At 55.2% G+C, this 22733-nt stretch carries 20 protein-coding genes and 3 tRNA genes; all 23 read right to left on the bottom strand.

The features are described from left to right. Window positions 1-8 precede the first annotated feature (8 nt). Window positions 9-785, bottom strand: a complete 777-nt coding sequence (locus tag CMN55_RS11160) for a biotin--[acetyl-CoA-carboxylase] ligase (protein WP_293949938.1) — start codon at window positions 783-785, stop codon at window positions 9-11. A 5-nt stretch (window positions 786-790) separates the two neighbouring features. After that, entirely contained in the window at window positions 791-2230 is a 1440-nt protein-coding gene (nuoN, locus tag CMN55_RS11165) for an NADH-quinone oxidoreductase subunit NuoN (RefSeq protein ID WP_293949884.1), read from the bottom strand. A gap of 13 nt (window positions 2231-2243) precedes the next feature. After that, window positions 2244-3755 carry an NADH-quinone oxidoreductase subunit M gene (locus tag CMN55_RS11170; RefSeq protein ID WP_293949885.1) on the bottom strand — a complete coding sequence of 504 codons (1512 nt, stop codon included), beginning with the start codon at window positions 3753-3755 and terminating at the stop codon, window positions 2244-2246. 3 nt (window positions 3756-3758) lie between these two features. Next, the gene (gene nuoL / locus CMN55_RS11175) at window positions 3759-5696 is read right to left on the bottom strand and encodes an NADH-quinone oxidoreductase subunit L (protein WP_366932039.1); all 1938 of its coding nucleotides are present in this window, start codon (window positions 5694-5696) and stop codon (window positions 3759-3761) included. Window positions 5697-5707: 11 nt separating this feature from the next. Next, window positions 5708-6016, bottom strand: a complete 309-nt coding sequence (gene nuoK / locus CMN55_RS11180) for an NADH-quinone oxidoreductase subunit NuoK (protein ID WP_293949887.1) — start codon at window positions 6014-6016, stop codon at window positions 5708-5710. An 8-nt stretch (window positions 6017-6024) separates the two neighbouring features. Beyond that, window positions 6025-6639 (bottom strand): NADH-quinone oxidoreductase subunit J, encoded by a 615-nt coding sequence (locus tag CMN55_RS11185; RefSeq protein WP_293949888.1) that lies wholly within the window; start codon window positions 6637-6639, stop codon window positions 6025-6027. Window positions 6640-6702: 63 nt separating this feature from the next. Then, window positions 6703-7191 carry an NADH-quinone oxidoreductase subunit NuoI gene (gene nuoI, locus CMN55_RS11190; protein ID WP_293949889.1) on the bottom strand — a complete coding sequence of 163 codons (489 nt, stop codon included), beginning with the start codon at window positions 7189-7191 and terminating at the stop codon, window positions 6703-6705. 70 nt (window positions 7192-7261) lie between these two features. Beyond that, window positions 7262-8287 carry an NADH-quinone oxidoreductase subunit NuoH gene (nuoH, locus tag CMN55_RS11195; protein ID WP_293949890.1) on the bottom strand — a complete coding sequence of 342 codons (1026 nt, stop codon included), beginning with the start codon at window positions 8285-8287 and terminating at the stop codon, window positions 7262-7264. Further along, on the bottom strand, window positions 8280-10331 hold the full coding sequence (nuoG, locus tag CMN55_RS11200; RefSeq protein WP_293949891.1) for an NADH-quinone oxidoreductase subunit NuoG: 2052 nt from the start codon (window positions 10329-10331) through the stop codon (window positions 8280-8282). Before nuoG ends, nuoH begins: the two co-directional genes overlap by 8 nt. 24 nt (window positions 10332-10355) lie before the next feature. Further along, a complete protein-coding gene (gene nuoF / locus CMN55_RS11205) occupies window positions 10356-11636 on the bottom strand; it encodes an NADH-quinone oxidoreductase subunit NuoF (RefSeq protein WP_293949892.1) in 1281 nt (426 codons plus the stop codon). Then, the gene (gene nuoE / locus CMN55_RS11210; RefSeq protein ID WP_293949893.1) at window positions 11636-12238 is read right to left on the bottom strand and encodes an NADH-quinone oxidoreductase subunit NuoE; all 603 of its coding nucleotides are present in this window, start codon (window positions 12236-12238) and stop codon (window positions 11636-11638) included. The genes nuoF and nuoE overlap by 1 nt, the downstream gene beginning before the upstream one ends. After that, on the bottom strand, window positions 12235-13413 hold the full coding sequence (locus CMN55_RS11215) for an NADH-quinone oxidoreductase subunit D (protein ID WP_293949894.1): 1179 nt from the start codon (window positions 13411-13413) through the stop codon (window positions 12235-12237). Before CMN55_RS11215 ends, nuoE begins: the two co-directional genes overlap by 4 nt. Continuing rightward, a complete protein-coding gene (locus CMN55_RS11220) occupies window positions 13413-14021 on the bottom strand; it encodes an NADH-quinone oxidoreductase subunit C (RefSeq protein ID WP_293949895.1) in 609 nt (202 codons plus the stop codon). The genes CMN55_RS11215 and CMN55_RS11220 overlap by 1 nt, the downstream gene beginning before the upstream one ends. A 19-nt stretch (window positions 14022-14040) precedes the next feature. Beyond that, window positions 14041-14589, bottom strand: a complete 549-nt coding sequence (locus tag CMN55_RS11225) for a NuoB/complex I 20 kDa subunit family protein (RefSeq protein ID WP_366932034.1) — start codon at window positions 14587-14589, stop codon at window positions 14041-14043. Continuing rightward, entirely contained in the window at window positions 14580-14945 is a 366-nt protein-coding gene (locus CMN55_RS11230) for an NADH-quinone oxidoreductase subunit A (RefSeq protein ID WP_293949897.1), read from the bottom strand. The genes CMN55_RS11225 and CMN55_RS11230 overlap by 10 nt, the downstream gene beginning before the upstream one ends. A gap of 210 nt (window positions 14946-15155) precedes the next feature. Then, window positions 15156-15232, bottom strand: a tRNA-Asp gene (locus tag CMN55_RS11235). 256 nt (window positions 15233-15488) lie between these two features. Next, window positions 15489-15565: transfer RNA gene (locus tag CMN55_RS11240), tRNA-Val, on the bottom strand. 112 nt (window positions 15566-15677) lie between these two features. Beyond that, the gene (locus tag CMN55_RS11245) at window positions 15678-15953 is read right to left on the bottom strand and encodes an HU family DNA-binding protein (RefSeq protein WP_293949898.1); all 276 of its coding nucleotides are present in this window, start codon (window positions 15951-15953) and stop codon (window positions 15678-15680) included. A 151-nt stretch (window positions 15954-16104) separates the two neighbouring features. Continuing rightward, a complete protein-coding gene (lon, locus tag CMN55_RS11250) occupies window positions 16105-18516 on the bottom strand; it encodes an endopeptidase La (protein WP_293949939.1) in 2412 nt (803 codons plus the stop codon). A 109-nt stretch (window positions 18517-18625) separates the two neighbouring features. Next, window positions 18626-19888: an ATP-dependent Clp protease ATP-binding subunit ClpX gene (gene clpX / locus CMN55_RS11255; protein ID WP_293949899.1), complete on the bottom strand. Its 1263-nt coding sequence runs from the start codon at window positions 19886-19888 to the stop codon at window positions 18626-18628. A 209-nt stretch (window positions 19889-20097) separates the two neighbouring features. Beyond that, complete coding sequence (gene clpP / locus CMN55_RS11260) at window positions 20098-20742, bottom strand: ATP-dependent Clp endopeptidase proteolytic subunit ClpP (protein WP_293949900.1); 645 nt, start codon at window positions 20740-20742, stop codon at window positions 20098-20100. 81 nt (window positions 20743-20823) lie between these two features. Continuing rightward, complete coding sequence (gene tig, locus CMN55_RS11265) at window positions 20824-22302, bottom strand: trigger factor (protein WP_293949901.1); 1479 nt, start codon at window positions 22300-22302, stop codon at window positions 20824-20826. A gap of 90 nt (window positions 22303-22392) precedes the next feature. Then, window positions 22393-22477, bottom strand: a tRNA-Leu gene (locus tag CMN55_RS11270). Between the last annotated feature and the right edge of the window lie 256 nt (window positions 22478-22733).

Below are 22733 nucleotides of genomic sequence, written 5' to 3' on the forward strand. Positions count from 1 at the left end.
AAACTCTCCTATGAATGACCTTGCAGGGCCGGGAAAAATACTTCCCCCGCCGTGATAAGCCTGGTTTCGCCCGATATGAGACCAAGAACAAGCGCCCCGCTTGGATCAAGCCCGACAAACTTCCCTTCCAGCGTTTCACTGGCAAGGCGGACTGTGATTTGCGTACCGATCCCGGTCGCATGGCAAATCCATTCCTTACGGATTGGCTCAAAACCCTGCTGTCGCCATGTCATATAAAGTTCCAGCAGTGCATGGGCATAGGCGGAAAGCATCTCCTCCACTTTCACTCTTGCCCCGGCGGCCTCAAGCGAAATGGCGGGGAGCCCATCAGTTTTGTCCGGATAGCTTGTGATATTGATGCCTGTACCGACAATAACATAATCCATCAGCCCATCCGCGCGCATTTTACTTTCCAGCAAAATTCCGGCGCACTTACGACCATCGATCAATACATCATTCGGCCATTTCAGCTGCAGGGGAATATCTGGCGGCAGAAAAGTAGCAACCGCCTGACGTATGGCCAATGCAATCAGGAAGGAAAGCCGGGCGGCCTCTGCCGGACTGCATTCGGGACGCAGGATGACGGAACAATACAGATTTCCCGCCGGGCTGGACCAGGAGCGGCCGCGACGGCCAACTCCCTGTTCCTGTCTATGGGTCCAGACAATCGCACCTTCGCCTTCTCCTGCCTCGGCGAGCCTGCGCGCCTCCACATTGCTGCTGCCAAGGCTTTCAAAGGCGAACAGCCTGAAAAACGGCGGCAGATCAATACCGCCACTGCCCATCGGGCTCACGAGAACAGCACAGCCGCCGCCGCCGAAGCGCCTTCAAGAAGCGGCGCCGGAAAGAGAACGAACAGCCCGACAAACAGGGCAGACGCCGTCATAATGACTGATTGGGTCCGACTGCTCGGCTCAAAACCTTCGGCTGCATCGTCGAAATAGATAATTTTGACGATCCGGAGATAATAGAACGCCCCGACCACCGATGTGACAAGGCCAATCACAGCGAGCGGAATGAGGCCGGCATTGATGGCCGCAACGAAGATATAAAACTTACCAAAGAAACCGGCGAGCGGCGGAATACCCGCCAGGCTGAACATGAATAGCAGGAAGGCAAAGGCCATATAGGGCTGCGTCTTGCTGAGACCGGCGAGCTCAGAAATATCCTCAACCATCCCATCACGGTGGCGCATGGACAGAATACAGGCGAAGGTGCCAACATTCATCACCACGTAAATCGCCATATAGATCAGGACGCCCCGCACGCCTTCCTCCGTTCCCGCAGCGAGACCGACGAGCGCATAACCAATATGACCGATGGAAGAATAGGCCATCAGCCGTTTGATGTTCTTCTGGTTGATCGCGGCAAAGGCGCCCAGGATCATGGAAGCAACGGAGATAAATACGATAATCTGCTGCCACTGCGCCACCATCTCGCCAAAGGGAGAGATGAAGACGCGCAGGAACAGAGCAATGGCCGCCACTTTCGGTGCCGCCGCAAAAAAGGAGGTGACCGGCGTTGGCACGCCTTCATAGACATCTGGCGTCCACATATGGAACGGCACGGCGGAAACCTTGAAGGCCAGACCCGCAATCAGGAAGACAAGGCCAATCAGCAGGCCGAGGTCCATCCCTTCCCGTCCGGCGGCAAGAAGGTCTGCCAGAGTGTCGAAATTGGTGGTCCCCGTGAAACCATAGATGAGCGACATGCCATACAGCAGCATACCCGAGGACAGCGCCCCCAGAACAAAATATTTGAGACCGGCCTCGGTCGAGCGCACGCTGTCCCGCTTGAACGCCGCCGTCACATAAAGCGACAAACTCATCAGCTCAATCCCGAGATACACGCTCATCAGGTCATTGGCGGAAATCATCACCATCATGCCCAGCGTCGCAATGACAATCAGGATCGGGAACTCAAATCGGGCGAGTTTTTCCCGCCGATTATAATCAATGGACATGATGATCGCAAAGGCCGACGCCCCGAGACAGAGCGTCTTCATGAAAATGCCAAAAGCATCATCGCGATAAAGCCCGCCGAATGCAGTCACGCTCGTCTGTGCTTCAATCTGTACAAGCACCCCCGTCACCACGAAGGCCAGGACAGATAGCCAGGAGATCAGACTTGTCGACTTGTTGCCGCGAAACGCACCGATCATCAGCAGCGCCATGGCCGTCACGGCGAGGAAGATTTCCGGAAGTGCGATTGATAAATCAGGCAAAACCATTTTTGTAACCTACCTACTTGGACGCGTTGATGAGTGTTTGACCGGCCTGAAGCGATGCATCGTGATGTTCCATCAGATTGAGAACCGAGGCATGCATGACATCAAGGAATGGGTCAGGATAAATACCGATCCAGAAAGCCACGATAATAAGCGGCGCAAAAATCAGTAACTCCCGGCGGCCGACATCCATGATATTCTTCAGATCTTCCTTGACCAACTCGCCAAAGACCACCCGGCGGTATAGCCACAAGCTGTAGGCCGCGCCGAGAATGACGCCAATCGTCGCAATGAAAGCCACCGTCGTATTGACCTGGTAAGCGCCGACCAAGATCAGGAATTCACCCACAAAACCACTGGTGCCCGGAAGGCCGATGGTCGCCATGGTAAAGATCAGGAAGATCAGCGCATATTTCGGCATCCGGTTGACGAGGCCGCCATAACGGGCAATCTCGCGGGTATGCAACCGGTCATAAATCACCCCGACGCAGAGAAACAGCGCACCGGAAACAATACCGTGGCTGATCATCTGCAGAATGCCGCCTTCCAGCCCCTGCTGGGTGAAAGTGAACACCCCGATGGTGATGAAGCCCATATGCGCGACGGAGGAATAGGCAATCAGCTTTTTCATGTCCTTCTGCACCAGCGCGACCAGCGAGGTATATATGATGGCAATAACGCTGAGCGCAAAAACAAGCGGCGCGAAATAGACGGAGGCATCCGGAAACATCGGTATGGAAAATCGCAGGAAGCCATACCCCCCCATCTTCAGCAGCACACCCGCCAGAATGACGGAACCCGCCGTTGGCGCCTGCACATGGGCATCGGGAAGCCATGTGTGAACCGGCCACATGGGAACCTTCACCGCAAAGGACGCAAAGAAAGCCAGCCACAGCCAGAGCTGCAAATTCGGATCGAAATTATAGCTGATCAGTGTCGGGATATCCGTCGTTCCAGCAATGAAATACATGGTAATCATCGCCACCAGCATCAGGACAGAGCCGATCAGGGTGTAGAGAAAGAACTTGAAGCTGGCATAGACCCGCTGGCCTCCGCCCCAGATGCCGATAATCAGGAACATCGGGATCAGACCGGCTTCGAAGAAGAGGTAGAACAGCACCATGTCGAGCGCGCAGAAAACGCCGATCATCAGCGTTTCCATGATCAGGAAGGCGATCATATATTCACGCACGCGCACCGTGATCGCTTCCCAACTCGCCAGAATACAGAGCGGCATCAGGAAGGTAGTGAGGATAATGAACAGCATCGAGATACCGTCCACGCCCATATGGTAATTGATGTTATTGCCGAGCCAGTTCCCCTTCTCGACAAACTGGAAGGCCGCACTGCCATTATCGAAATTGATCCAGATAAACAGCGAGATCACAAATGTGAAAAGCGTCGTCCAGAGCGCAACCCAGCGGGCATTACGGGCGGATGATTCTTCCTTGCCGCTGGTCAGCAGGATGAGCAGCACCCCGACCAGGGGCAAAAAGGTCACCGTTGATAAGATTGGCCAATCAAGCATGACTTAATGTCCACCCGCGAAGAAAAAGAAGAAATAGGATACGAATGCCGCAACGCCGAGCAGCATCGCGAAAGCATAATGATAGACATAACCGCTCTGCATCTGGGACGCACGGCGCGCTAGCACCAGTACCCGTCCGGCAATGCCGTTCGGCCCAAGCCCGTCGATCACTTTGCCATCGCCAAACGTCCAGAAGAAGCGGCCAATGGCCTTCGCCGGACGGACAAAGACATAATCATACAACTCGTCGAAATACCATTTGTTGAGCAGGAACTGATAAAGCGCCGAATGGGTCTTCGCGAGCTGTCCCGGAATTTCCGTCCGCCGGATATAGAGGTTAAAGGCGACAAGGATACCCAGCGCCGTCGCCACCAGCGGCGCGGCTATCACCCAGAGCGGCACATCGTGGAAATTATGCATGATGTGGTTCTCCGGATTGAGGAAGATCGCCTCACCCCAGAATTCCTCATATCCATGGCCGACCATCGGGCCGTAGAACAGAAAACCGGCAAGCACGGCGCCCGCCGCCAGCACATAAAGCGGGATCAGCATGACATTCGCGCTTTCATGGACATGATGCATGACATCCTTGCTCGCCCGCGGCTCTCCGTGGAATGTCATGAACAAAAGCCGCCAGGAATAGAAGGCCGTCAGAACCGCTGCCGCAATTCCCATCCAGAAGGCATACTGCCCGACACCGCTCCCTGCCGCGAAGGCCGCCTCGATAATCGCATCTTTCGAATAATACCCCGCAAAGAACGGCACTCCGGCAAGGGCCAGCGATCCGATCCACATCATCACATAGGTGATTTTGATATGCTTCCAGAGACCGCCCATATTACGCATGTCCTGTTCATCGGAAACCGCATGGATCACGGAACCCGCGCCAAGGAACAACAGCGCCTTGAAGAAGGCATGGGTGAACAGATGAAAGATCGCCACCGGATACGCGCCGACACCGATGGCGAAGAACATATAACCGAGCTGTGAACAGGTGGAATAGGCAATCACCCGTTTGATGTCGTTTTGCACCAGACCAACTGTGGCCGCGAAGAAAGCGGTGGAGGCACCCACGACCGTCACGACCAGCAGGGCATCCGGCGAATATTCGAAAATGGGAGAGCAACGCGCCACCATGAACACACCCGCCGTCACCATCGTCGCCGCATGGATAAGGGCGGAAACCGGTGTCGGGCCTTCCATGGCATCCGGCAGCCAGGTGTGCAGACCAAGCTGCGCCGACTTGCCCATGGCGCCGATAAACAGCAGGAGGCAGATTGTCGTCAGGACATCGAATTCCATCCCGAGAAATTCAAAACTCTGGCCGACCTGATCAGGCGCAGCCGCGAAAACCTCGCTGAAGCTCACAGATTCGAACACGAAATAGATGGCCATGATGCCGAGTGCAAAGCCGAAGTCCCCCACACGGTTGACAACGAAGGCCTTGATCGCCGCCGCATTGGCCGAGGGACGCTTGTACCAGAAACCGATCAGCAGATAACTCGCAACACCCACGCCTTCCCAGCCGAAATAAAGCTGCACAAAATTATCGGATGTCACCAGCATCAGCATGGCGAAGGTAAAGAAGGACAGATAGGACATGAAACGCGGCTTGTGCGGATCATGGGACATATAGCCGATGGAATAGACATGCACCACGGCGGAAACCGTATTCACCACCACCAGCATCACCGCCGTCAGGCTGTCAATCTTGAGCGCCCAGGAGACATCAAAATCACCGGAATCGATCCACTTCAGCAGTTCAATGGTTTCCGTCGTCTGCTGAAAGGCAATCTGATAAAGGGCAATCCAGGAGAGTACCGCACTCACGATCACGGCGCCCGAGGTGACCAGCTGGCTTGGGCGGTCTCCCAGGGCACGGCCGAACAGCCCGGCAATCAGGGCCGCAAGCAGCGGCAGGAATACGATGAGGACGTACATCATGACTTGTCTTAACCCTTCATGTGATGGATGTCCTCAACCGCGATGGTGCCGCGATTTCGGAAGTAAACAACAAGAATGGCGAGCCCGATCGCCGCCTCGCCCGCCGCCACCGTCAACACGAAGAGCGCAAACACCTGCCCGACCAGATTGCCGAGAAAGGCGGAGAAGGCGACAAGGTTGATGTTCACCGCCAGCAGCATCAGCTCAATCGACATCAGGATAACAATGACATTCTTCCGGTTCAGGAAGATGCCAAAAATACCAAGGGTCAGCAGGATGGCCGACACCGTCAGGTAATGTGCAAGACCGATTTCCATTATTCCCCCTACACGCCCTGCCCGGGCTCGACTTTACGGATCGCAACCGACTCTTCGGGACGGCGGTAAACCTGTTTTGCAATATTCTGCTTGCGCACACCCGGACGCTGCCGGTGGGTCAGGACAATCGCGCCGATCATCGCAACCAGCAACACCATTCCGGCCGCCTGAAACAGATAGGCGTAATCCGTATAGATAATATGGCCAAGCTGTTCGGTATTGGTGAGATCACTCGTCACCGGCGCGACCTGCGCCGCGATGGACAGCGATTCCGGTGACAACACCCAGCCGCTCAGCACCAGAATAAGTTCAATCAGCAGGATAATACCAACAAGTGCCCCGATGGGCAGATATTGCAGAAAACCCTGGCGAAGCTCCGTGAAATTGATGTCGAGCATCATAACGACGAACAGGAACAGCACGGCAACAGCGCCCACATAGACCACGACAAGGATCATCGCAATAAATTCCGCGCCGAGCAGAACAAACAGCGCCGCCGAATTGAAGAAGGCAAGGATCAGGTAAAGTACCGAATGAACCGGGTTTTTCGCCGCGATCACCATAAAGGCAGAGGCAACAGTCATGCCCGCAAAAAGATAGAAAGCAAGTGTCGAGATAATCATCACGCCCCTCTTCCCCAAATATTCAGATCCATCATCTGCATGTCTGTCACTGTTTTCTTTTCATTATCTGTAGGGCGCATCAGCAACCAGATTCTGGACAATTTCCTGCTCCCACCGGTCCCCGTTATCGAGCAATTTCTGCTTGTCATAGAACAGCTCTTCGCGGGTTTCGGTCGCGAATTCGAAATTCGGCCCCTCAACGATGGCGTCTACCGGGCAGGCTTCCTGACAGAAGCCGCAGTAGATGCATTTCGTCATGTCGATATCATAACGGGTGGTGCGGCGGCTGCCGTCTTCGCGCGGCTCCGCCTCGATAGTGATGGCGAGCGCCGGGCAGGCCGCTTCGCAAAGCTTGCAGGCGATACAGCGTTCTTCGCCATTCGGATAACGGCGCAACACATGCTCACCGCGAAAACGCGGGCTGAGCGGCCCTTTTTCATAGGGATAGTTGATGGTCGCTTTCGTCTTGAACATATAACGGAAAGTCGTCGCAAGACCCGTGACAATCTCCGTCAGCAGCAGACTGCGTGCCTGTTTGTCGATAAAGCTCATATCAATCAGCCTTTTCCTATCAAATATTTGCCGTCGCGCGTTACCGGCGCCGGCGGTTCAGGTCCCGCCCCTACGCCGGGACCATGTCAAAATACACCAAGACCCCTGCCGTCAAGACCACCCAGATCAGCGAGAAGGGTAGGAAGACTTTCCAGCCCAGCCGCATCAACTGGTCATAGCGATACCGCGGCAATGTCGCGCGTACCCAGATAAAGACGAACAGCAGGAACGCCACTTTGATGCCAAACCAGATAATGCCCGGGATCCAGGTGAAGATCGCCCAGTCCGCCGGTGGCAGCCAGCCGCCGAGGAACAGCACCGTACAGATCCCACTCATCAGGATCATGTTGGCATATTCGCCGAGGAAGAAGAGCGCGAAGGCCATCGAGGAATATTCCGTTTGATAGCCTGCGACCAGCTCCGCCTCCGCTTCCGGCAGATCAAACGGATGCCGGTTGGTTTCCGCCAAAATCGAGATGAAGAAAATGATGAACATCGGGAACAGCGGCGCAAACCACCAGCTGAACATTCCGAAATCGCCGCGCTGCGATTCCACGATACCCGTAAGATTGAGCGTGCCCGCACACAGCAGCACCGTCACAATCACGAAGCCGATGGACACCTCATAGGAAACCATCTGCGCGGCGGAGCGCAGCGCGCCCAGAAACGGATAGCGGGAGTTCGACGCCCATCCGGATACGATAATGCCGTAAACGCCGAGGGACGAGATGGCAAAGAGATAAAGCACGCCCACATTGATATCGGCCAGCACCCAGCCTTCATCGAAGGGAATGACCGCCCAGGCAATCAGGCTCAGGATAAAGGTCACCATCGGCGCCAACAGGAAAAGCACCTTGTTCGCGCCTGTCGGGACAACCGTTTCCTTGAAGAACAGCTTTGCCCCGTCGGCAAGCGGCTGCAGCAGTCCAAATGGGCCGACCACATTCGGCCCCTTGCGAAGCTGCATCACCGCCATGACCTTGCGCTCATAAAGCGTGAGATAGGCAACGGCCACCAGCAGAGGCACCACGATCAGCAGGATCTGCCCGACAATGGTGAGGCCCGGAAGCAGATAAAGCGTCCAAAATTCAGCCATTTGTACCGGTCCCCTCACTCTTTACTTTGGAAAAGGTCGCGCTGCATTCCGCCATGATCCGGCTGGATCGGGAAATCGGGTTNGTCAGATANTAATCCGTAATCGGATTGGCAAAAGGNGCCTCTTCAAGGGGGCCTTCCTGACCGAAATCTTTCCACTCGGCGACAATCACCTGATCCACATCGGCAAAATGNGGCGCNNCTTCTATCATCTTCTCACGCAACTCGAAAATGGTATTGTAAGGGAGTGTTTTGCCAAGCTTTTCNGAAAGGGCGCGCAGAATNGCCCAATCTTCACGGGCATCACCCGGCGGGAAAATGGCGCGACGTCCAAGCTGGACCCGNCCTTCCGTATTGACCCAGATGGCGTCNTTTTCTGTATAAGCCGCNCCNGGCAGGATNACATCCGCCGCGCTTGCNCCGGCATCNCCATGGCTTCCNTGATAGATGACGAAGCTGTTGTCCAGTTTCGACGTGTCAATCTCGTCCGCGCCAAGCAGGAACAGCACNTCNAGGGAGCCGTCCAGCATTTCNGGNGCCGTNTTNCCNCCCTCNCCCGGCAGCAGGCCNAGATCAAGNCCNNCNACACGCGCCGCCGCCGTATGCAGCATNTTGAAGCCGTTCCACTCTTCGCTGACAAGGCCNAAGCTNTCGGCAATTTTCTTGGCAAGAGCAAGNACNGCNCCGCCATCATTNCGGGAAAGCGCGCCCTGCCCGATGATCAGCATCGGACGNTCCGCCNTTTTNAGNGTTTCGGCAAAAGAATGTTTACCNTCGGCCAGTTCTTTAAGNGTNGCCGGACCGGCGCCCAGATAGTCATAATGATAGGTGAGATCGACCTGNTCCCCGATCAACGCGATCGGGAATGGCCCGGCTTTCCAGCGTTTGCGGATACGGGCATTGATCAGNGCNGCCTCATGGCGCGGNTTGCTGCCGATAATCAGGAGGGCATCAGCCTCNTCAATTCCGGCAATGGTCGTGTTGAAGAGATAACCACCACGGCTGCCCCCATCAATAGCAGCACCATCCTGACGGCAATCGATATTGGGAGACCCCAGNGCCGCCATCAGGTCTTTGAGCGCCATCATGCTTTCCGCACAGGCCAGATCNCCGGCAATGGCGCCNATTTTATTGCCGTCCAGCCCATCCAGCTTCGCGGCGATGGCGTCAAANGCTTCCCCCCAGCTTGCAGGCTGCAATTTNCCATCGCGACGGACATAGGGTGTATCGAGGCGTTGCGCCTTCAGCCCATCATAGGAAAAGCGGGAACGGTCAGACAGCCATTCCTCATTAATTTCTTCATTGAGACGCGGCAGAAAACGCATGACTTCCTGACCGCGGGAATCAACGCGGATATTCGCGCCCACGGCATCAAGTGCATCAATACTTTCGGTCTTGCTGAGCTCCCANGGGCGGGCGGTGAAGGCATAGGGNTTGGATGTCAACGCACCAACGGGGCAAAGATCAATAACATTTCCGGACAATTCGCTATCCAGAGCCTGCTCCAGATAGGTGGTAATTTCCATATTTTCGCCGCGGTTGATCGCGCCCAGATCCTCCACCCCGGCCACTTCCGTTGCAAACCGGACGCAGCGCGTACAATGGATGCAGCGGGTCATGGTCGTCTTGATCAACGGNCCCATGTTCTTTTCCGCGACGGAGCGTTTCANCTCAAGATAACGGCTGGTGCCGGACCCATAGGCCATGGATTGATCCTGCAGATCACATTCACCGCCCTGATCGCAGATCGGGCAATCCAGCGGATGATTGATCAGAAGGAATTCCATCGCCCCTTCCCGGCCTTCCTTCACCTTCTGGCTGTTGGTATGGATGACCATGCCATCCCCCGCCGGCATCGCACAGGAAGCGATGAGCTTTGGCGACTTTTCCATCTCCACCAGACACATACGGCAGTTTCCGGCAATGGACAGGCGCTCGTGATAGCAGAAACGAGGAATTTCCGCTCCCGCCTCTTCACAGGCCTGAAGCACCGTTGTGCCCGGTTCGACCGTGACTTCTATACCATCTACTGTAAGTGTAGGCATTTTACGCTCCCCGCAACGTCGGCTCTAGGCCGCCCGCGCAGCTTTCCGTGATTTGATACGTTCTTCGATGACCGGGCGGAAATGCCGCACCAGCCCCTGAATGGGCCATGCCGCCGCATCCCCGAGGGCGCAGATGGTATGGCCTTCAATTCGCTTGGAAACATTGATCAGCATGTCGATCTCTTCGACTTCCGCATCTCCCGAAACCAGACGCTGCATCACCCGCCACATCCAACCGGTTCCTTCCCGGCACGGCGTGCACTGGCCACAGCTTTCATGCTTGTAGAAATGTGACAGCCGCTCAATGGCGCGGATCACATCCGTTGATTTATCCATGACGATGACGGCGGCGGTGCCAAGTCCGCTCTGCACTTCACGCAGGCTGTCAAAATCCATCAGTATGTCGTCACAGATGCTTTTCGGCAGCAGCGGAACAGAAGAACCACCCGGAATAATCGCCAGCAGATTATCCCATCCACCGCGGACGCCGCCTGCATGTTTCTCAATCAGTTCACGCAGCGGAATACCCATTTCCTCTTCGACATTGCAGGGCTTGTTCACATGGCCTGAAATGCAGAAAAGCTTCGTCCCCGTATTGTTGGGGCGGCCAAGGCCCGAGAACCAGCCCTTGCCGCGCCGCAGGATTTCCGGCGCAACCGCAATGCTTTCAACGTTATTGACCGTGGACGGGCAACCCCAGACACCGACATTGGCCGGAAATGGTGGCTTCAGGCGTGGTTGCCCTTTGTTGCCCTCGAGGCTTTCGATAAGGGCCGTTTCCTCACCGCAGATATAAGCGCCCGCGCCGCGATGGACATAAATATCAAAATCATAGCCAGATCCACAGGCATTCTTGCCGATCAGCCCATCGGCATAGGCCTCCTGAATGGCTTCATTGAGATGTTTTGCCTCCAGCACGAATTCGCCACGGATATAGATATAGGCGGCGACGGCGCGCATGGCATAACCGGCCACAAGACAGCCTTCCAGCAGGCGATGCGGATCAAAGCGCATGATTTCCCGGTCCTTGCAGGTGCCGGGCTCGGATTCGTCGGCATTAACCACCAGATAGCTCGGCCGTCCGTCTGATTCCTTTGGCATGAAGGACCATTTAAGGCCTGTCGGGAAACCGGCCCCGCCCCGGCCGCGCAGGCCGCTTTCCTTGACCCCTTCAATAATGGAGTCCTGCCCCATTTCGATCAGCGCCTTGGTGTTATCCCAGATGCCGCGCTGTTTCGCGCCGGCCAGCTTCCAGTCATGGATGCCGTAAAGATTGGTGAAAATCCGATCTTTATCCTGCAGCATTACGCATCCTCCGTCTTTGCGAGCAACGTCGTCGGGCCGCCTTCCGGCGCGGAATTAATACGATCAACCTGCGGGCCCTTCGGTGGCACCTCGCCTTTCGCCAGCTTGTCGAGCAGAGCTTCGAAATTTTCGGCGTTCAGGTCCTCGTAGAAATCATCATTGATCTGCACGACCGGCGCATTGACGCAGGCACCGAGACATTCCACCTCCAGCAAGGTGAACATCCCATCCTCGCTCGTCTCACCATTTGAAATGCCGAGCTTTTTCTTGCAGACCGCTTCCAGATTGTCACTGCCGCGCAGCCAGCAGGGTGTCGTGCGGCAAAGCTGGAGAAAATATTTCCCGACTGGCTTTAGATTATACATGGTGTAGAAGGTCGCCACTTCCAACACCCGCATATATGGCACATCAAGAAACTTTCCAATATATTCAAGGGCTTCCCGGGACAGCCAGTTATCATTCTGACGCTGCGCCAGATCGAGCAGCGGCATCACCGCGCTTTGCTGGCGCCCGTCCGGATATTTGGCGATAAAAGCCTTCGCCTTTTCGATATTCTCCGGCGTGAATTCGAACGCCGTGCCTGTTGCGATTACCTGACTCACCGGTCCACCTCACCAAATACGATATCCAGACTCCCGAGAATGGCCGACGCATCTGCCAGCATATGCCCCTTCGTCAGAAAATCCATGCCCTGAAGATGCGCGAATCCTGGCGCCCTGATCTTGCAGCGATAGGGTTTATTCGATCCATCGGAGACCAGATAGACGCCAAACTCGCCTTTCGGAGCCTCAACAGCCGTATAGGTCTCGCCCGCCGGCACCTTGACGCCTTCCGTGTAATGCTTGAAGTGATTGATCAGCGCTTCCATGGAGGTTTTCATGTCGCTGCGCCGGGGCGGCGCGACCTTGGGATCGGTCGAGATGACGGGGCCGGGTTTGATCTGGTCCAGACATTGCTCCATGATCTTGAGGGACTGGCGCATTTCCTCCATCCGCATCAGATAACGGTCAAAACAGTCGCCATTGAGGCCAACCGGAATATCGAAATCCATTCTGTCATAGACATCATAAGGCTGGCTTTTGCGGAGATCCCAGGCAAGACCGGTCGAGCGCAGCATCACGCCCGAAAACCCCCAGGCCATCGCCTCTTCCGCACTCACTACCCCGATATCGACGTTACGTTGCTTGAAAATACGGTTTTCAGTCAGCAGCGCCTCGATATCATTCAGAATCGCCGGGAAACTTTTAATAAAGGCGCGAATATCCTCCATCAGCTTTTCCGTGATGTCCTGATGAACGCCGCCGACGCGGAAATAGGCCGCATGCATACGCGCACCACTCGCCCGCTCATAAAATTCCATCAGAGTCTCGCGCTCGACAAACCCCCAGAGCATGGGCGTCGTCGCCCCCACATCCATGGCCTGCGCGCAGACATTCATGAGATGGTTGAGCACTCGGGAAATTTCGCAGAAGAGAACACGGATATACTGTGCCCGCTCCGGCACCTCGCACCCCAGCAGCTTTTCCGCCGCGAGAACAAATGCATGCTCCTGGCTCATCGCCGCCACATAATCCAGGCGATCGAAATAGGGCATCGCCTGCATATAGGTCTTATGCTCGATCAGTTTTTCCGTGCCACGATGCAGCAGGCCGATATGCGGATCAATCCGCTCGACAATTTCGCCATCCAGCTCCATCACCATGCGAAGAACACCGTGAGCCGCCGGATGCTGCGGACCGAAATTAAGCGTGTAGTTCTTGATCTGGACTTCGGCCATCAGCCCTTCTCCTCCGCCTTTTCATCACCGGGCAGGACATATTGCGCGCCTTCCCACGGGCTTTCGAAATCAAACCTGCGGAATTCCTGGGTCAGATTGACCGGTTCATAGACAACCCGCTTCTCATCCTCGCTGTAACGCAGCTCCACATAGCCGGTGAGCGGGAAATCCTTACGCAGCGGATGCCCTTCAAAACCATAGTCGGTCAGCATCCGGCGCAAATCCGGATGACCGGAGAACATGATTCCATACATATCCCATGCCTCCCGCTCGAACCAGTTGGCCGCCGGGAACAGGCCGACAACGGACGGCACCGGTGTGCGGGCGTCGGTCTCGGCCTTGACGATGATACGCTGGTTATGGCGCAGGCTGAGCAGGTTATAGACCACATCGAAGCGTTTGGCGCGCGTCGGGTAATCGACACCGCAAACATCACACAGCACCTCGAATTTGCAATTCGCATCATTGCGCAGGAATTCGAGAACCTTGTCCACTGTCTCGCCACGCACATTGACGATCAGCTCTCCGAACGCCACCCGGCTTCCGATCACATCATCGGGAAGTTCAGCCGCGATCAATTCGCCAAGTTCTTTTAGCGCTTCAGTCATGTGATATCGCCCCTTTCCGTTAGCGCACGAATGTTCCGGTGCGGCGAATCTTTTTCTGCAGCTGGAAGACACCATAGAGCAGAGCCTCCGCCGTGGGCGGACAGCCGGGCACATAGATATCGACCGGAACAATCCGGTCACAGCCGCGCACGACGGAATAGGAATAATGGTAATAGCCGCCGCCATTGGCGCAGGACCCCATGGAGATCACATACCGCGGCTCTGCCATCTGGTCATAGACCTTGCGCAGCGCCGGAGCCATCTTGTTGGTCAGCGTGCCGGCTACAATCATTACGTCCGACTGGCGGGGCGATCCCCGCGGCACCACGCCGAGCCGCTCCATATCATATCGCGGCTGCCAGGCATGCATCATTTCAACAGCGCAACAGGCAAGGCCGAAGGTCATCGGCCAGAGAGACCCGGTCCGCGCCCAGTTGACGAGCTTGTCCACCTGTGTGACGACGAATCCCTTGTCATCCAGCTCCTCGCTGATGTTACGGAAAAAATCGTCCTGTTCCTGAACGGCGGGACGGGTTTCAGTCCCGATTTTTTCTGAGGTCACTCCCATTCCAGGGCTCCCTTCTTCCATTCATAGATAAAGCCGATCGTGAGGATGCCGAGGAACACCATCATCGACCAGAAGCCATACAGCCCGACCCCACCCAGTGAAATAGACCAGGGGAACAGAAATGCCACTTCCAGATCAAAAATGATGAACAGGATGGCCACCAGATAGAACCGGACATCGAACTGGTTACGGGCGTCATCGAACGGTTCGAAACCGCATTCATAGGGAGAGAGTTTCTCAGCGTCCGGATGCTGCGCTGCAACGATCATCGAGGCAATCACAATGACTGCCGACAATCCGATTGCCAGACCCAGAAAGATCAGAATTGGCAAATATTCTACGAGCAAGACTTCCATTATATAAAATTGCCCTTCCGTGCGGACCAATATCAGCCCGACGATCAGCAATCCCTCCTACCACACGAGAAGCATTATAGTCACGGGTTATAAGGAAGAAAACCGAATTGGCAACAAAATTCCGCCGTAATTCGAAATGCAGAAACAGTCAGCGACCTATCCGTAACGGATAAGGCCAGAGCGGTTAATTTCTTGGAATTTTCGGGAAAATGGCGAGAGTGACGGGGCTCGAACCCGCGACCTTCGGCGTGACAGGCCGACGCTCTAACCAACTGAGCTACACCCCCGCAAGACGGCTGTTTTGTATTGGACAGGAACGGTGCTGTCAAGCAACATAAATGCATTTCGGCAATAATTTTTCCTGCCACCTCCCCAGCCCGCACAAATGCGGGAAAATTGATGACGGATGGCATCGCCGCCCCAGTCATTATTCCGCGCGGCTGCAAAAAATCATTGTCATTTGGGAAGTTGACATACAGGCACAAAAAAACGCGGCCGTTTTACGGTCGCGTCATGCCTGTTTTTGCCTGTCATAAACCTGGATGGTGGGTGATGAGAGATTCGAACTCCCGACCCTCTCGGTGTAAACGAGATGCTCTAACCAGCTGAGCTAATCACCCGCTCCAAATCGTGCCCGTGTATATCAACACACATCGGCAATTGAAAGCAAAAAAAACGAAGCCAGGCTCAAAATTTCGAACCTGGCTTTCATTCTGGTCGGTAACCGTGGGATTACTTGTTGACCGAATCCTTCAGAGCCTTACCGGCTTTGAATTTCGGCTGTTTGGAAGCCGGAATCTTGATCGTATCGCCAGTGCGAGGGTTGCGCCCTTCGGAGGCTTTCCGCTCAGCGACGCTGAACGTGCCAAAGCCAACAAGGCGTACTTCATCGCCGCTGCCTAAAGCGCTGGAAATCGCTTCGAGTACTGCATCGACACTTTTTCCCGCTTCTGATTTTCCAAGACCGGAAATATCAGCGACTGCGGCAACGAGATCATTCTTATTCACTATAAGCCCCCTTCGATTTAGACTTGAACATATCTTATCCGGAAATTCGCTTAAGACGGTGGCATACTAGTTTGTCGGCCCCGCCGGGTCAAAGGGAAAAATCAAGATATCCCCAACTTTTCTGCGGTTTTGACCCGGTTTCAGACCGACATCAATGGGTTGTTACACCATCTTCCACCTTGCGCTGCGCGGCAGCTCCAGCGAGCTCCCGCGCCAACTCTTCCTCCGTCCAGTTCAGAGGAACAAGCGGTTTGGTCAGCGCGTGCTGCAATACTTCCGGCACTTCAGAAACAGGGATAATTTCCAGCCCCTCCTTCACATTGTCCGGAATTTCAGCAAGATCCTTCTCATTATCCTTCGGGATCAGCACTTTCTTGATCCCGCCACGGAGCGCGGCCAGCAGTTTTTCCTTCAGGCCGCCGATGGGTAGCACCCTGCCGCGCAGCGTCACTTCGCCGGTCATCGCCACATCCTTGCTGACCGGTATATTGGTGAGCACGGAAATGATCGAGGTGACCATGGCGACACCTGCGGACGGGCCATCTTTTGGCGTGGCCCCTTCCGGAACATGGACATGGATATCATGCTTGTCGAAATCGGTCGGCTTGACGCCCATCTCGAGACAGCGCGACTGCACGTAGCTTTTCGCAGCCTGCACGGACTCCTGCATGACATCGCCGAGCTTGCCGGTGATCTGCATTCGTCCCTTGCCATACAGCTTCACGGCTTCAATGGTGAGTAGTTCGCCGCCGACTTCCGTCCAGGCAAGACCCGTCGTCAGACCAACCTGATCCTTCTCCTCCGCCTCGCCATAGCGATAGCGGCGGACACCGGCATAATCCTTCAGATTGTCAGACGTGATCGCTACTGATTTGACGCCATTGGTGAGGATTTCCTTCACCGACTTGCGGCACAACTTGGCAATCTCGCGTTCAAGGTTACGCACCCCGGCCTCACGGGTGTAGTAGCGAACGAGATCGCGGATGGCGTCATCCGTGATGCTCCATTCATTCTTGCGCAGACCATGCGCTTTCACCTGCTTGGCGACCAGATGGCGTTTGACGATTTCCACCTTCTCATCTTCAGTGTAACCGGAAAGATGGATAATCTCCATACGATCGCGCAGCGGCCCCGGCATGTTGAGCGAGTTAGCCGTGCAGATGAACATGACTTCGGAGAGGTCAAATTCCACTTCCAGATAATGATCTGCAAAGGTCGCATTCTGCTCCGGATCCAGCACCTCCAGCAGCGCAGAAGACGGATCGCCCCGGAAATCATTGCCGAGCTTGTCAATTTCATCAAACAGAAACAGCGGATTGCTGGACTTCGCCTTCTTCATTGACTGCACGACCTTGCCCGGCATCGAGCCGATATAGGTCCGTCGGTGGCCGCGGATTTCCGCCTCATCCCGCACACCGCCGAGGGCGACACGCACGAAATTACGACCCGTCGCCTTGGCGACAGACTTGCCGAGAGAGGTTTTACCAACACCGGGCGGTCCGACAAGGCAAAGGATGGAGCCGCGCATTTTCTTCATGCGCTGCTGCACGGCGAGATATTCAAGGATGCGTTCCTTGACCTTCTCCAGTCCGTAATGATCGTCATTAAGGACTTTTTCGGCCCAGTGCAGATCCTTCTTGATCCGGGTCCGCTTATTCCACGGCAGACTGGTGATCCAGTCGAGATAGTTGCGCACGACTGTTGCTTCCGCAGACATGGGGCTCATGTTGCGGAGCTTCTTCATCTCCTGATTACATTTCTCNCGNGCTTCCTTGGTGAGCTTNGTNTNNGCNATNTTTTCTTCCANCTCGCCCAGCTCNTCNCGACCATCCTCGGTCTCGCCCAGNTCNTTCTGGATCGCCTTCATCTGCTCGTTGAGATAATATTCGCGCTGGGTCTTCTCCATCTGGCGCTTGACCCGGCTGCGNATTTTCTTCTCNACCTGCAACACGCCGATTTCATCTTCCATCAGCGCATAAACGCGTTCCAGCCGTTCNGTCGCGCTTTCAATTTCCAGAAGCTCCTGCTTCTCNGCAATCTTGAGCGCCATGTGCGAGGCCATGGTATCGGCAAGCTTCGACGGCTCGTCAATCTGGTTCAGCGANACCAGCACTTCCGGCGGGATTTTGCGGTTGAGTTTTACATATTGTTCGAACTGCGCAATGACGGAGCGGGCAAGAGCCTCCAACTCCGGNGCATCGANATCCTTCTCTTCCAGAATTTCCGCATGGGCCTGAAAGAAATCNGGGTTCGGNATNAACTGTTCAATGCGCGCCCGCTCTCCCCCNTCAACCAGAACCTTGACGGTCCCGTCGGGNAGCTTGAGAAGTTGCAAGACAGAGGCAATNGTGCCGACGCGATGGATGTCTTCTTCNCCCGGNTCATCCTGGCTCGCATTCTTCTGCGCCACCAGCAGGATCTGCTTGTCATCCTTCATCACNTCTTCGAGNGCCCGCACAGATTTGTCCCGACCGACGAACAGCGGAACGATCATATGNGGAAACACGACNATATCGCGAAGCGGGAGTACCGGGAATATCTGTGTACGAGGTGTATCAATCATCATAGTGCCTTCTGGNACCACGCACTGACATGCCTAGACAGCCGAAAAATNGTGCTGGTCCTGCTTGAACGAAACAGCGGGAAGAGAGGACCTCNTCCCACAGCCGGNATTACGCACTGCTCGTCGCGTCCTGCCGGTCAGCATATATATGGAGAGGCTGNGTACCCCCGTCAACCACCTCCGCATTGATCACGATTTCCTCCACCCCTTCAAGGGACGGCAGGTCATACATGGATTCAAGNAGAATATTCTCCATGATCGAGCGAAGGCCACGGGCNCCGGTCTTGCGGACAATGGCCTTGCGGGCAATCGCCGAAAGCGCATCNTCGGTAAANGTCAGGGTGACATTTTCCATCTCGAAAAGCCGCTGATACTGTTTCACGAGCGCATTNTTNGGCGTCGTCAGAATTTCGATCAGCGCTTCCTCATTGAGATTTTCAAGCGTCGCGACAACNGGCAGACGACCGACNAATTCCGGTATCAGGCCGAATTTNAGCAAATCTTCCGGCTCCACATCCTTCAATGTTTCGCCGACNTTGCGGTCTTCCTCCGCNTCGACTGNCGCGCCGAAACCGATGGAGGTATCCTTGCCGCGGGANCCGATGATCTTGTCNANNCCGGCAAANGCNCCNCCGCAGATAAACAGGATATTCGTCGTGTCNACCTGCAGGAANTCCTGCTGNGGATGCTTGCGCCCGCCCTGCGGCGGAACGGAGGCAACGGTGCCTTCCATNATCTTGAGCAGNGCNTGCTGCACNCCTTCACCAGAAACGTCACGGGTGATGGACGGATTGTCGGATTTNCGGCTGATCTTGTCCACNTCGTCGATATAGACNATGCCGCGCTGCGCCCGCTCGACATTGTAATCGGCGGATTGCAACAGCTTGAGAATAATNTTTTCCACATCCTCGCCNACATAGCCNGCCTCGGTCAGGGTCGTNGCATCGGCCATGGTGAAGGGCACATCNAGGATGCGCGCCAGCGTCTGCGCCAGCAGCGTCTTGCCGCAACCNGTCGGGCCGATCAGCAGGATNTTGGATTTCGCCAGNTCCACATCATCGGACTTACCNGCGTGATGCAGACGCTTGTAATGGTTATGCACGGCAACAGAGAGAACCTTTTTCGCATGGGACTGTCCGATCACATAATCATCCAGAACCTTGCAGATTTCCTGGGGTGTCGGAACGCCATCACTGGTCTTGACGAGCGTGCTCTTATGCTCTTCCCGAATGATATCCATGCACAGCTCGACACACTCATCGCAGATGAACACGGTCGGTCCGGCGATCAGCTTTCTTACCTCATGCTGGCTCTTGCCGCAGAAGGAGCAGTACAGGGTGTTCTTCGAATCTCCACCGCTTAACTTGGTCATAGATACTCCAATTATCCGTTCGACTCTGCATATTAGCCATCGTCATAGCAGGCGACAACCATAATATTTGCCCGGTCGAAATCAATGGTGGTTGCTGTCCCATTCGCGCCGAAAGCACAGAATAGCCATTTTGACTCAACTTTTCGTTAACAGGACGCAAACCGCCCCGTTTTTACGAAAACAAAATGTGACAGCCTTCGAGAGAATGGCTACTTGGACTTTTTGGTGTCTTCCGCACCATCCGACGGCCGTTTCGCAACAACCTCGTCAATGAGGCCAAAATCTCTCGCCTCTTCCGCCGTCATGAATTTGTCACGCTCCATCGATGCCTCGATGACATCGAGAGGCTGCCCGGTATGCTCCACATATAGCTTGTTAAGACGGGCCCGCACCTTCAGGATTTCGCGCGCCTGAATTTCAATATCCGTCGCCTGCCCCTGGGCGCCGCCGGATGGCTGATGGATCATGATCCGGGCATTCGGCAAGGCATAGCGCTTACCCTTCGTGCCCGCCGTCAGCAGGAAAGAGCCCATGGAAGCCGCCTGACCGATGCAGACGGTCGAGATTTCCGGCTTGATATACTGCATGGTGTCATAGATTGCGAGCCCCGACGTCACCACGCCGCCCGGCGAATTGATATACATGCTGATCGGTTTCTTCGGATTTTCCGCCTCCAGAAACAGGAGCTGGGCCGTGATCAGACCCGCCATGGCGTCTTGCACCTGACCGGTCACGAAAATGATCCGCTCCTTCAGCAGGCGTGAGAAAATGTCATAGGACCGTTCGCCGCGCGCCGTCTGCTCCACCACCATCGGGACCAGGGTGTTCATATAGGTGTCAATGACATCAACCATTCTCGATCTTCCTCAATTTTTACAGCTGCGCCACGTCAGCATATAGGCGCGACGAACGCAACTGTAAATCGACCTCGCGGATTATTTCTTGGCGGCATCCTTTTTGGCGGCCGGTTTTTTAGCGGCAGCTTTCTTGGCAGGCGCTTTCTTAGGCGCCTCCTCATCCTTGGCATCCGCAGATTTCTTGGCCGCAGCCTTCTTCGGTGCCGCCTTCTTTTTCTTCGGCTTTGCGTCCGCTTCCTCGTCCGGATCCTTCATCAGATCTTCGACAGACACTTTCTTTTCCGTCACCGTCGCCAGTTCAGAGATAAAGTCGATAACCTTGTCCTCGAAAATCGGTGCGCGAAGTTGCGCCTGCATTTCCGGCCGCTTCTGGAACATTTCGAAGATCATCCGCTCCTGCCCCGGGTAATTGCGGGCCTGGGCGATCATGGCCTGATTGACTTCTTCCTGAGAGACTTCAATGTTGTTGATCCGCCCGACTTCGGCCAGCAGCAGTCCGAGGCGTACGCGGCGCTCCGCAATGCCCATATATTCGGCCTTCAGCTCCTCTTCGGACTGATCCTGATCTTCCAGTTTTTCGCCATTCTGCTCCAGTTCCTGCTGGAACTGCTGCCAGATGTTATCAAACTCGCCCTGCTTCATGCCTGGCGGCACATCAAAGTCATGGGCCTCGGCCATGGCATCCAGCATTCCGCGTTTCAGCGCCTGACGGGAAAGCTGGTTATACTGCTGTTCGATCTGGCCCCGGATGGCGTCTTTCAATGCAGCCAGATTTTCAAGGCCGAGCTTGGTCGCGAATTCATCATTGATCTCGACTTCAGCGGCTTCCTGCACTTCATGCACCTTCACCTCGAACACAGCTTCCTTGCCAGCGAGATGCTCCGCGCCATAATTTTCCGGGAAAGTCACCTTGACTTCCACATCATCACCGCCCTTGGCGCCAACAAGCTGTTCTTCGAAGCCGGGAATGAAGGTGTTGGAGCCAAGCTCAAGCTGATGGCCTTCGGCGGAACCGCCCTCAAAAGCCTCTCCATCGAGCTTGCCAACGAAGTCGATCAGCAGGGCATCGCCCTCCTTGGATTTGCGGTTACGCGCCACCTTCTCGAAATTTTTCTGCTGACCGGCGATTTCCTTCAGCGCCTCGTCAACCTTCTCGTCTTCGACTTCAGCGACCGGCTTTTCGAGTTTCAATTTGGAAAAATCCATCGGCTTGAAGTCAGGCATCACCTCAACTTCCAGCGTAAACTCAAGATCCTTGCCCTCATCAAAGCTGGTGATTTCGATTTTCGGCTGCTGCGCCGGGCGCAGGTCATTGTCATCGAGCGCCTTCTGGCTCATCTCATTGACGGTCTGTTCCAGAACCTCGCCCATTACGGACTTGCCGAAACGCTGACGCAGAATGGCGAGCGGTACCTTGCCCGGGCGGAACCCCGGCAATTTGACCTCCGCGCCGACAGAAGTCAGCCGCTCGGTTACTTTCGTGTCGATTTCTGCGGCCTCGACCACAATGGTGAAATCCCGCTTTAAGCCGTCAGAGTTAGTCTGTGTAATTTGCATGAACGATCGTCCGTCATCTTTTATTTGCAACAAACGCTTCCCGTCCTGTCATGTGACGAAAAGCGCCAGCCCGAAAGCCTGTTTCAATCTTGGTGCGGGTGGAGGGAATCGAACCCCCACTTCGTAAGAAACTGGTACCTAAAACCAGCGCGTCTACCAATTCCGCCACACCCGCGTTCAAAATCTCAACCCCCGGGCGCCCACAATCTGGCGCATCCCACAGGGAGCGGCTGTCTATAGCATATGATTTCTTGGATTGACTAGGGGAATTACCAAGAAAGGGCGAGAAAAGTCAAATGGCGGAAATGAAGGGTGTCGAGGGATAAAAGCAGCCTCAATCGAGCTATAAAGCGAAAAGTCGACTTAAAAGCTGACTAACCTGCATCGAGGGCAAAAGAGGACAACCACGAAGCGTCGGCACATGTTGATCC

Origin of the sequence: Sneathiella sp., assembly GCF_002694385.1 — a bacterium.
In the GTDB taxonomy this organism is placed as follows: domain Bacteria; phylum Pseudomonadota; class Alphaproteobacteria; order Sneathiellales; family Sneathiellaceae; genus Sneathiella.

Excerpts from the sequence above, each read along its gene's own strand:
- CMN55_RS11160 (WP_293949938.1), bottom strand. The coding sequence starts at position 785 with ATGGGCAGTGGCGGTATTGATCTGCCGCCGTTTTTCAGGCTGTTCGCC.
- nuoN (WP_293949884.1), bottom strand. The coding sequence starts at position 2,230 with ATGGTTTTGCCTGATTTATCAATCGCACTTCCGGAAATCTTCCTCGCC.
- CMN55_RS11170 (WP_293949885.1), bottom strand. The coding sequence starts at position 3,755 with ATGCTTGATTGGCCAATCTTATCAACGGTGACCTTTTTGCCCCTGGTC.
- nuoL (WP_366932039.1), bottom strand. The coding sequence starts at position 5,696 with ATGTACGTCCTCATCGTATTCCTGCCGCTGCTTGCGGCCCTGATTGCC.
- nuoK (WP_293949887.1), bottom strand. The coding sequence starts at position 6,016 with ATGGAAATCGGTCTTGCACATTACCTGACGGTGTCGGCCATCCTGCTG.
- CMN55_RS11185 (WP_293949888.1), bottom strand. The coding sequence starts at position 6,639 with ATGATTATCTCGACACTTGCTTTCTATCTTTTTGCGGGCATGACTGTT.
- nuoI (WP_293949889.1), bottom strand. The coding sequence starts at position 7,191 with ATGAGCTTTATCGACAAACAGGCACGCAGTCTGCTGCTGACGGAGATT.
- nuoH (WP_293949890.1), bottom strand. The coding sequence starts at position 8,287 with ATGGCTGAATTTTGGACGCTTTATCTGCTTCCGGGCCTCACCATTGTC.
- nuoF (WP_293949892.1), bottom strand. The coding sequence starts at position 11,636 with ATGCTGCAGGATAAAGATCGGATTTTCACCAATCTTTACGGCATCCAT.
- CMN55_RS11215 (WP_293949894.1), bottom strand. The coding sequence starts at position 13,413 with ATGGCCGAAGTCCAGATCAAGAACTACACGCTTAATTTCGGTCCGCAG.
- CMN55_RS11220 (WP_293949895.1), bottom strand. The coding sequence starts at position 14,021 with ATGACTGAAGCGCTAAAAGAACTTGGCGAATTGATCGCGGCTGAACTT.
- CMN55_RS11225 (WP_366932034.1), bottom strand. The coding sequence starts at position 14,589 with ATGGGAGTGACCTCAGAAAAAATCGGGACTGAAACCCGTCCCGCCGTT.
- CMN55_RS11230 (WP_293949897.1), bottom strand. The coding sequence starts at position 14,945 with ATGGAAGTCTTGCTCGTAGAATATTTGCCAATTCTGATCTTTCTGGGT.
- clpP (WP_293949900.1), bottom strand. The coding sequence starts at position 20,742 with ATGGTTGATGTCATTGACACCTATATGAACACCCTGGTCCCGATGGTG.
- tig (WP_293949901.1), bottom strand. The coding sequence starts at position 22,302 with ATGCAAATTACACAGACTAACTCTGACGGCTTAAAGCGGGATTTCACC.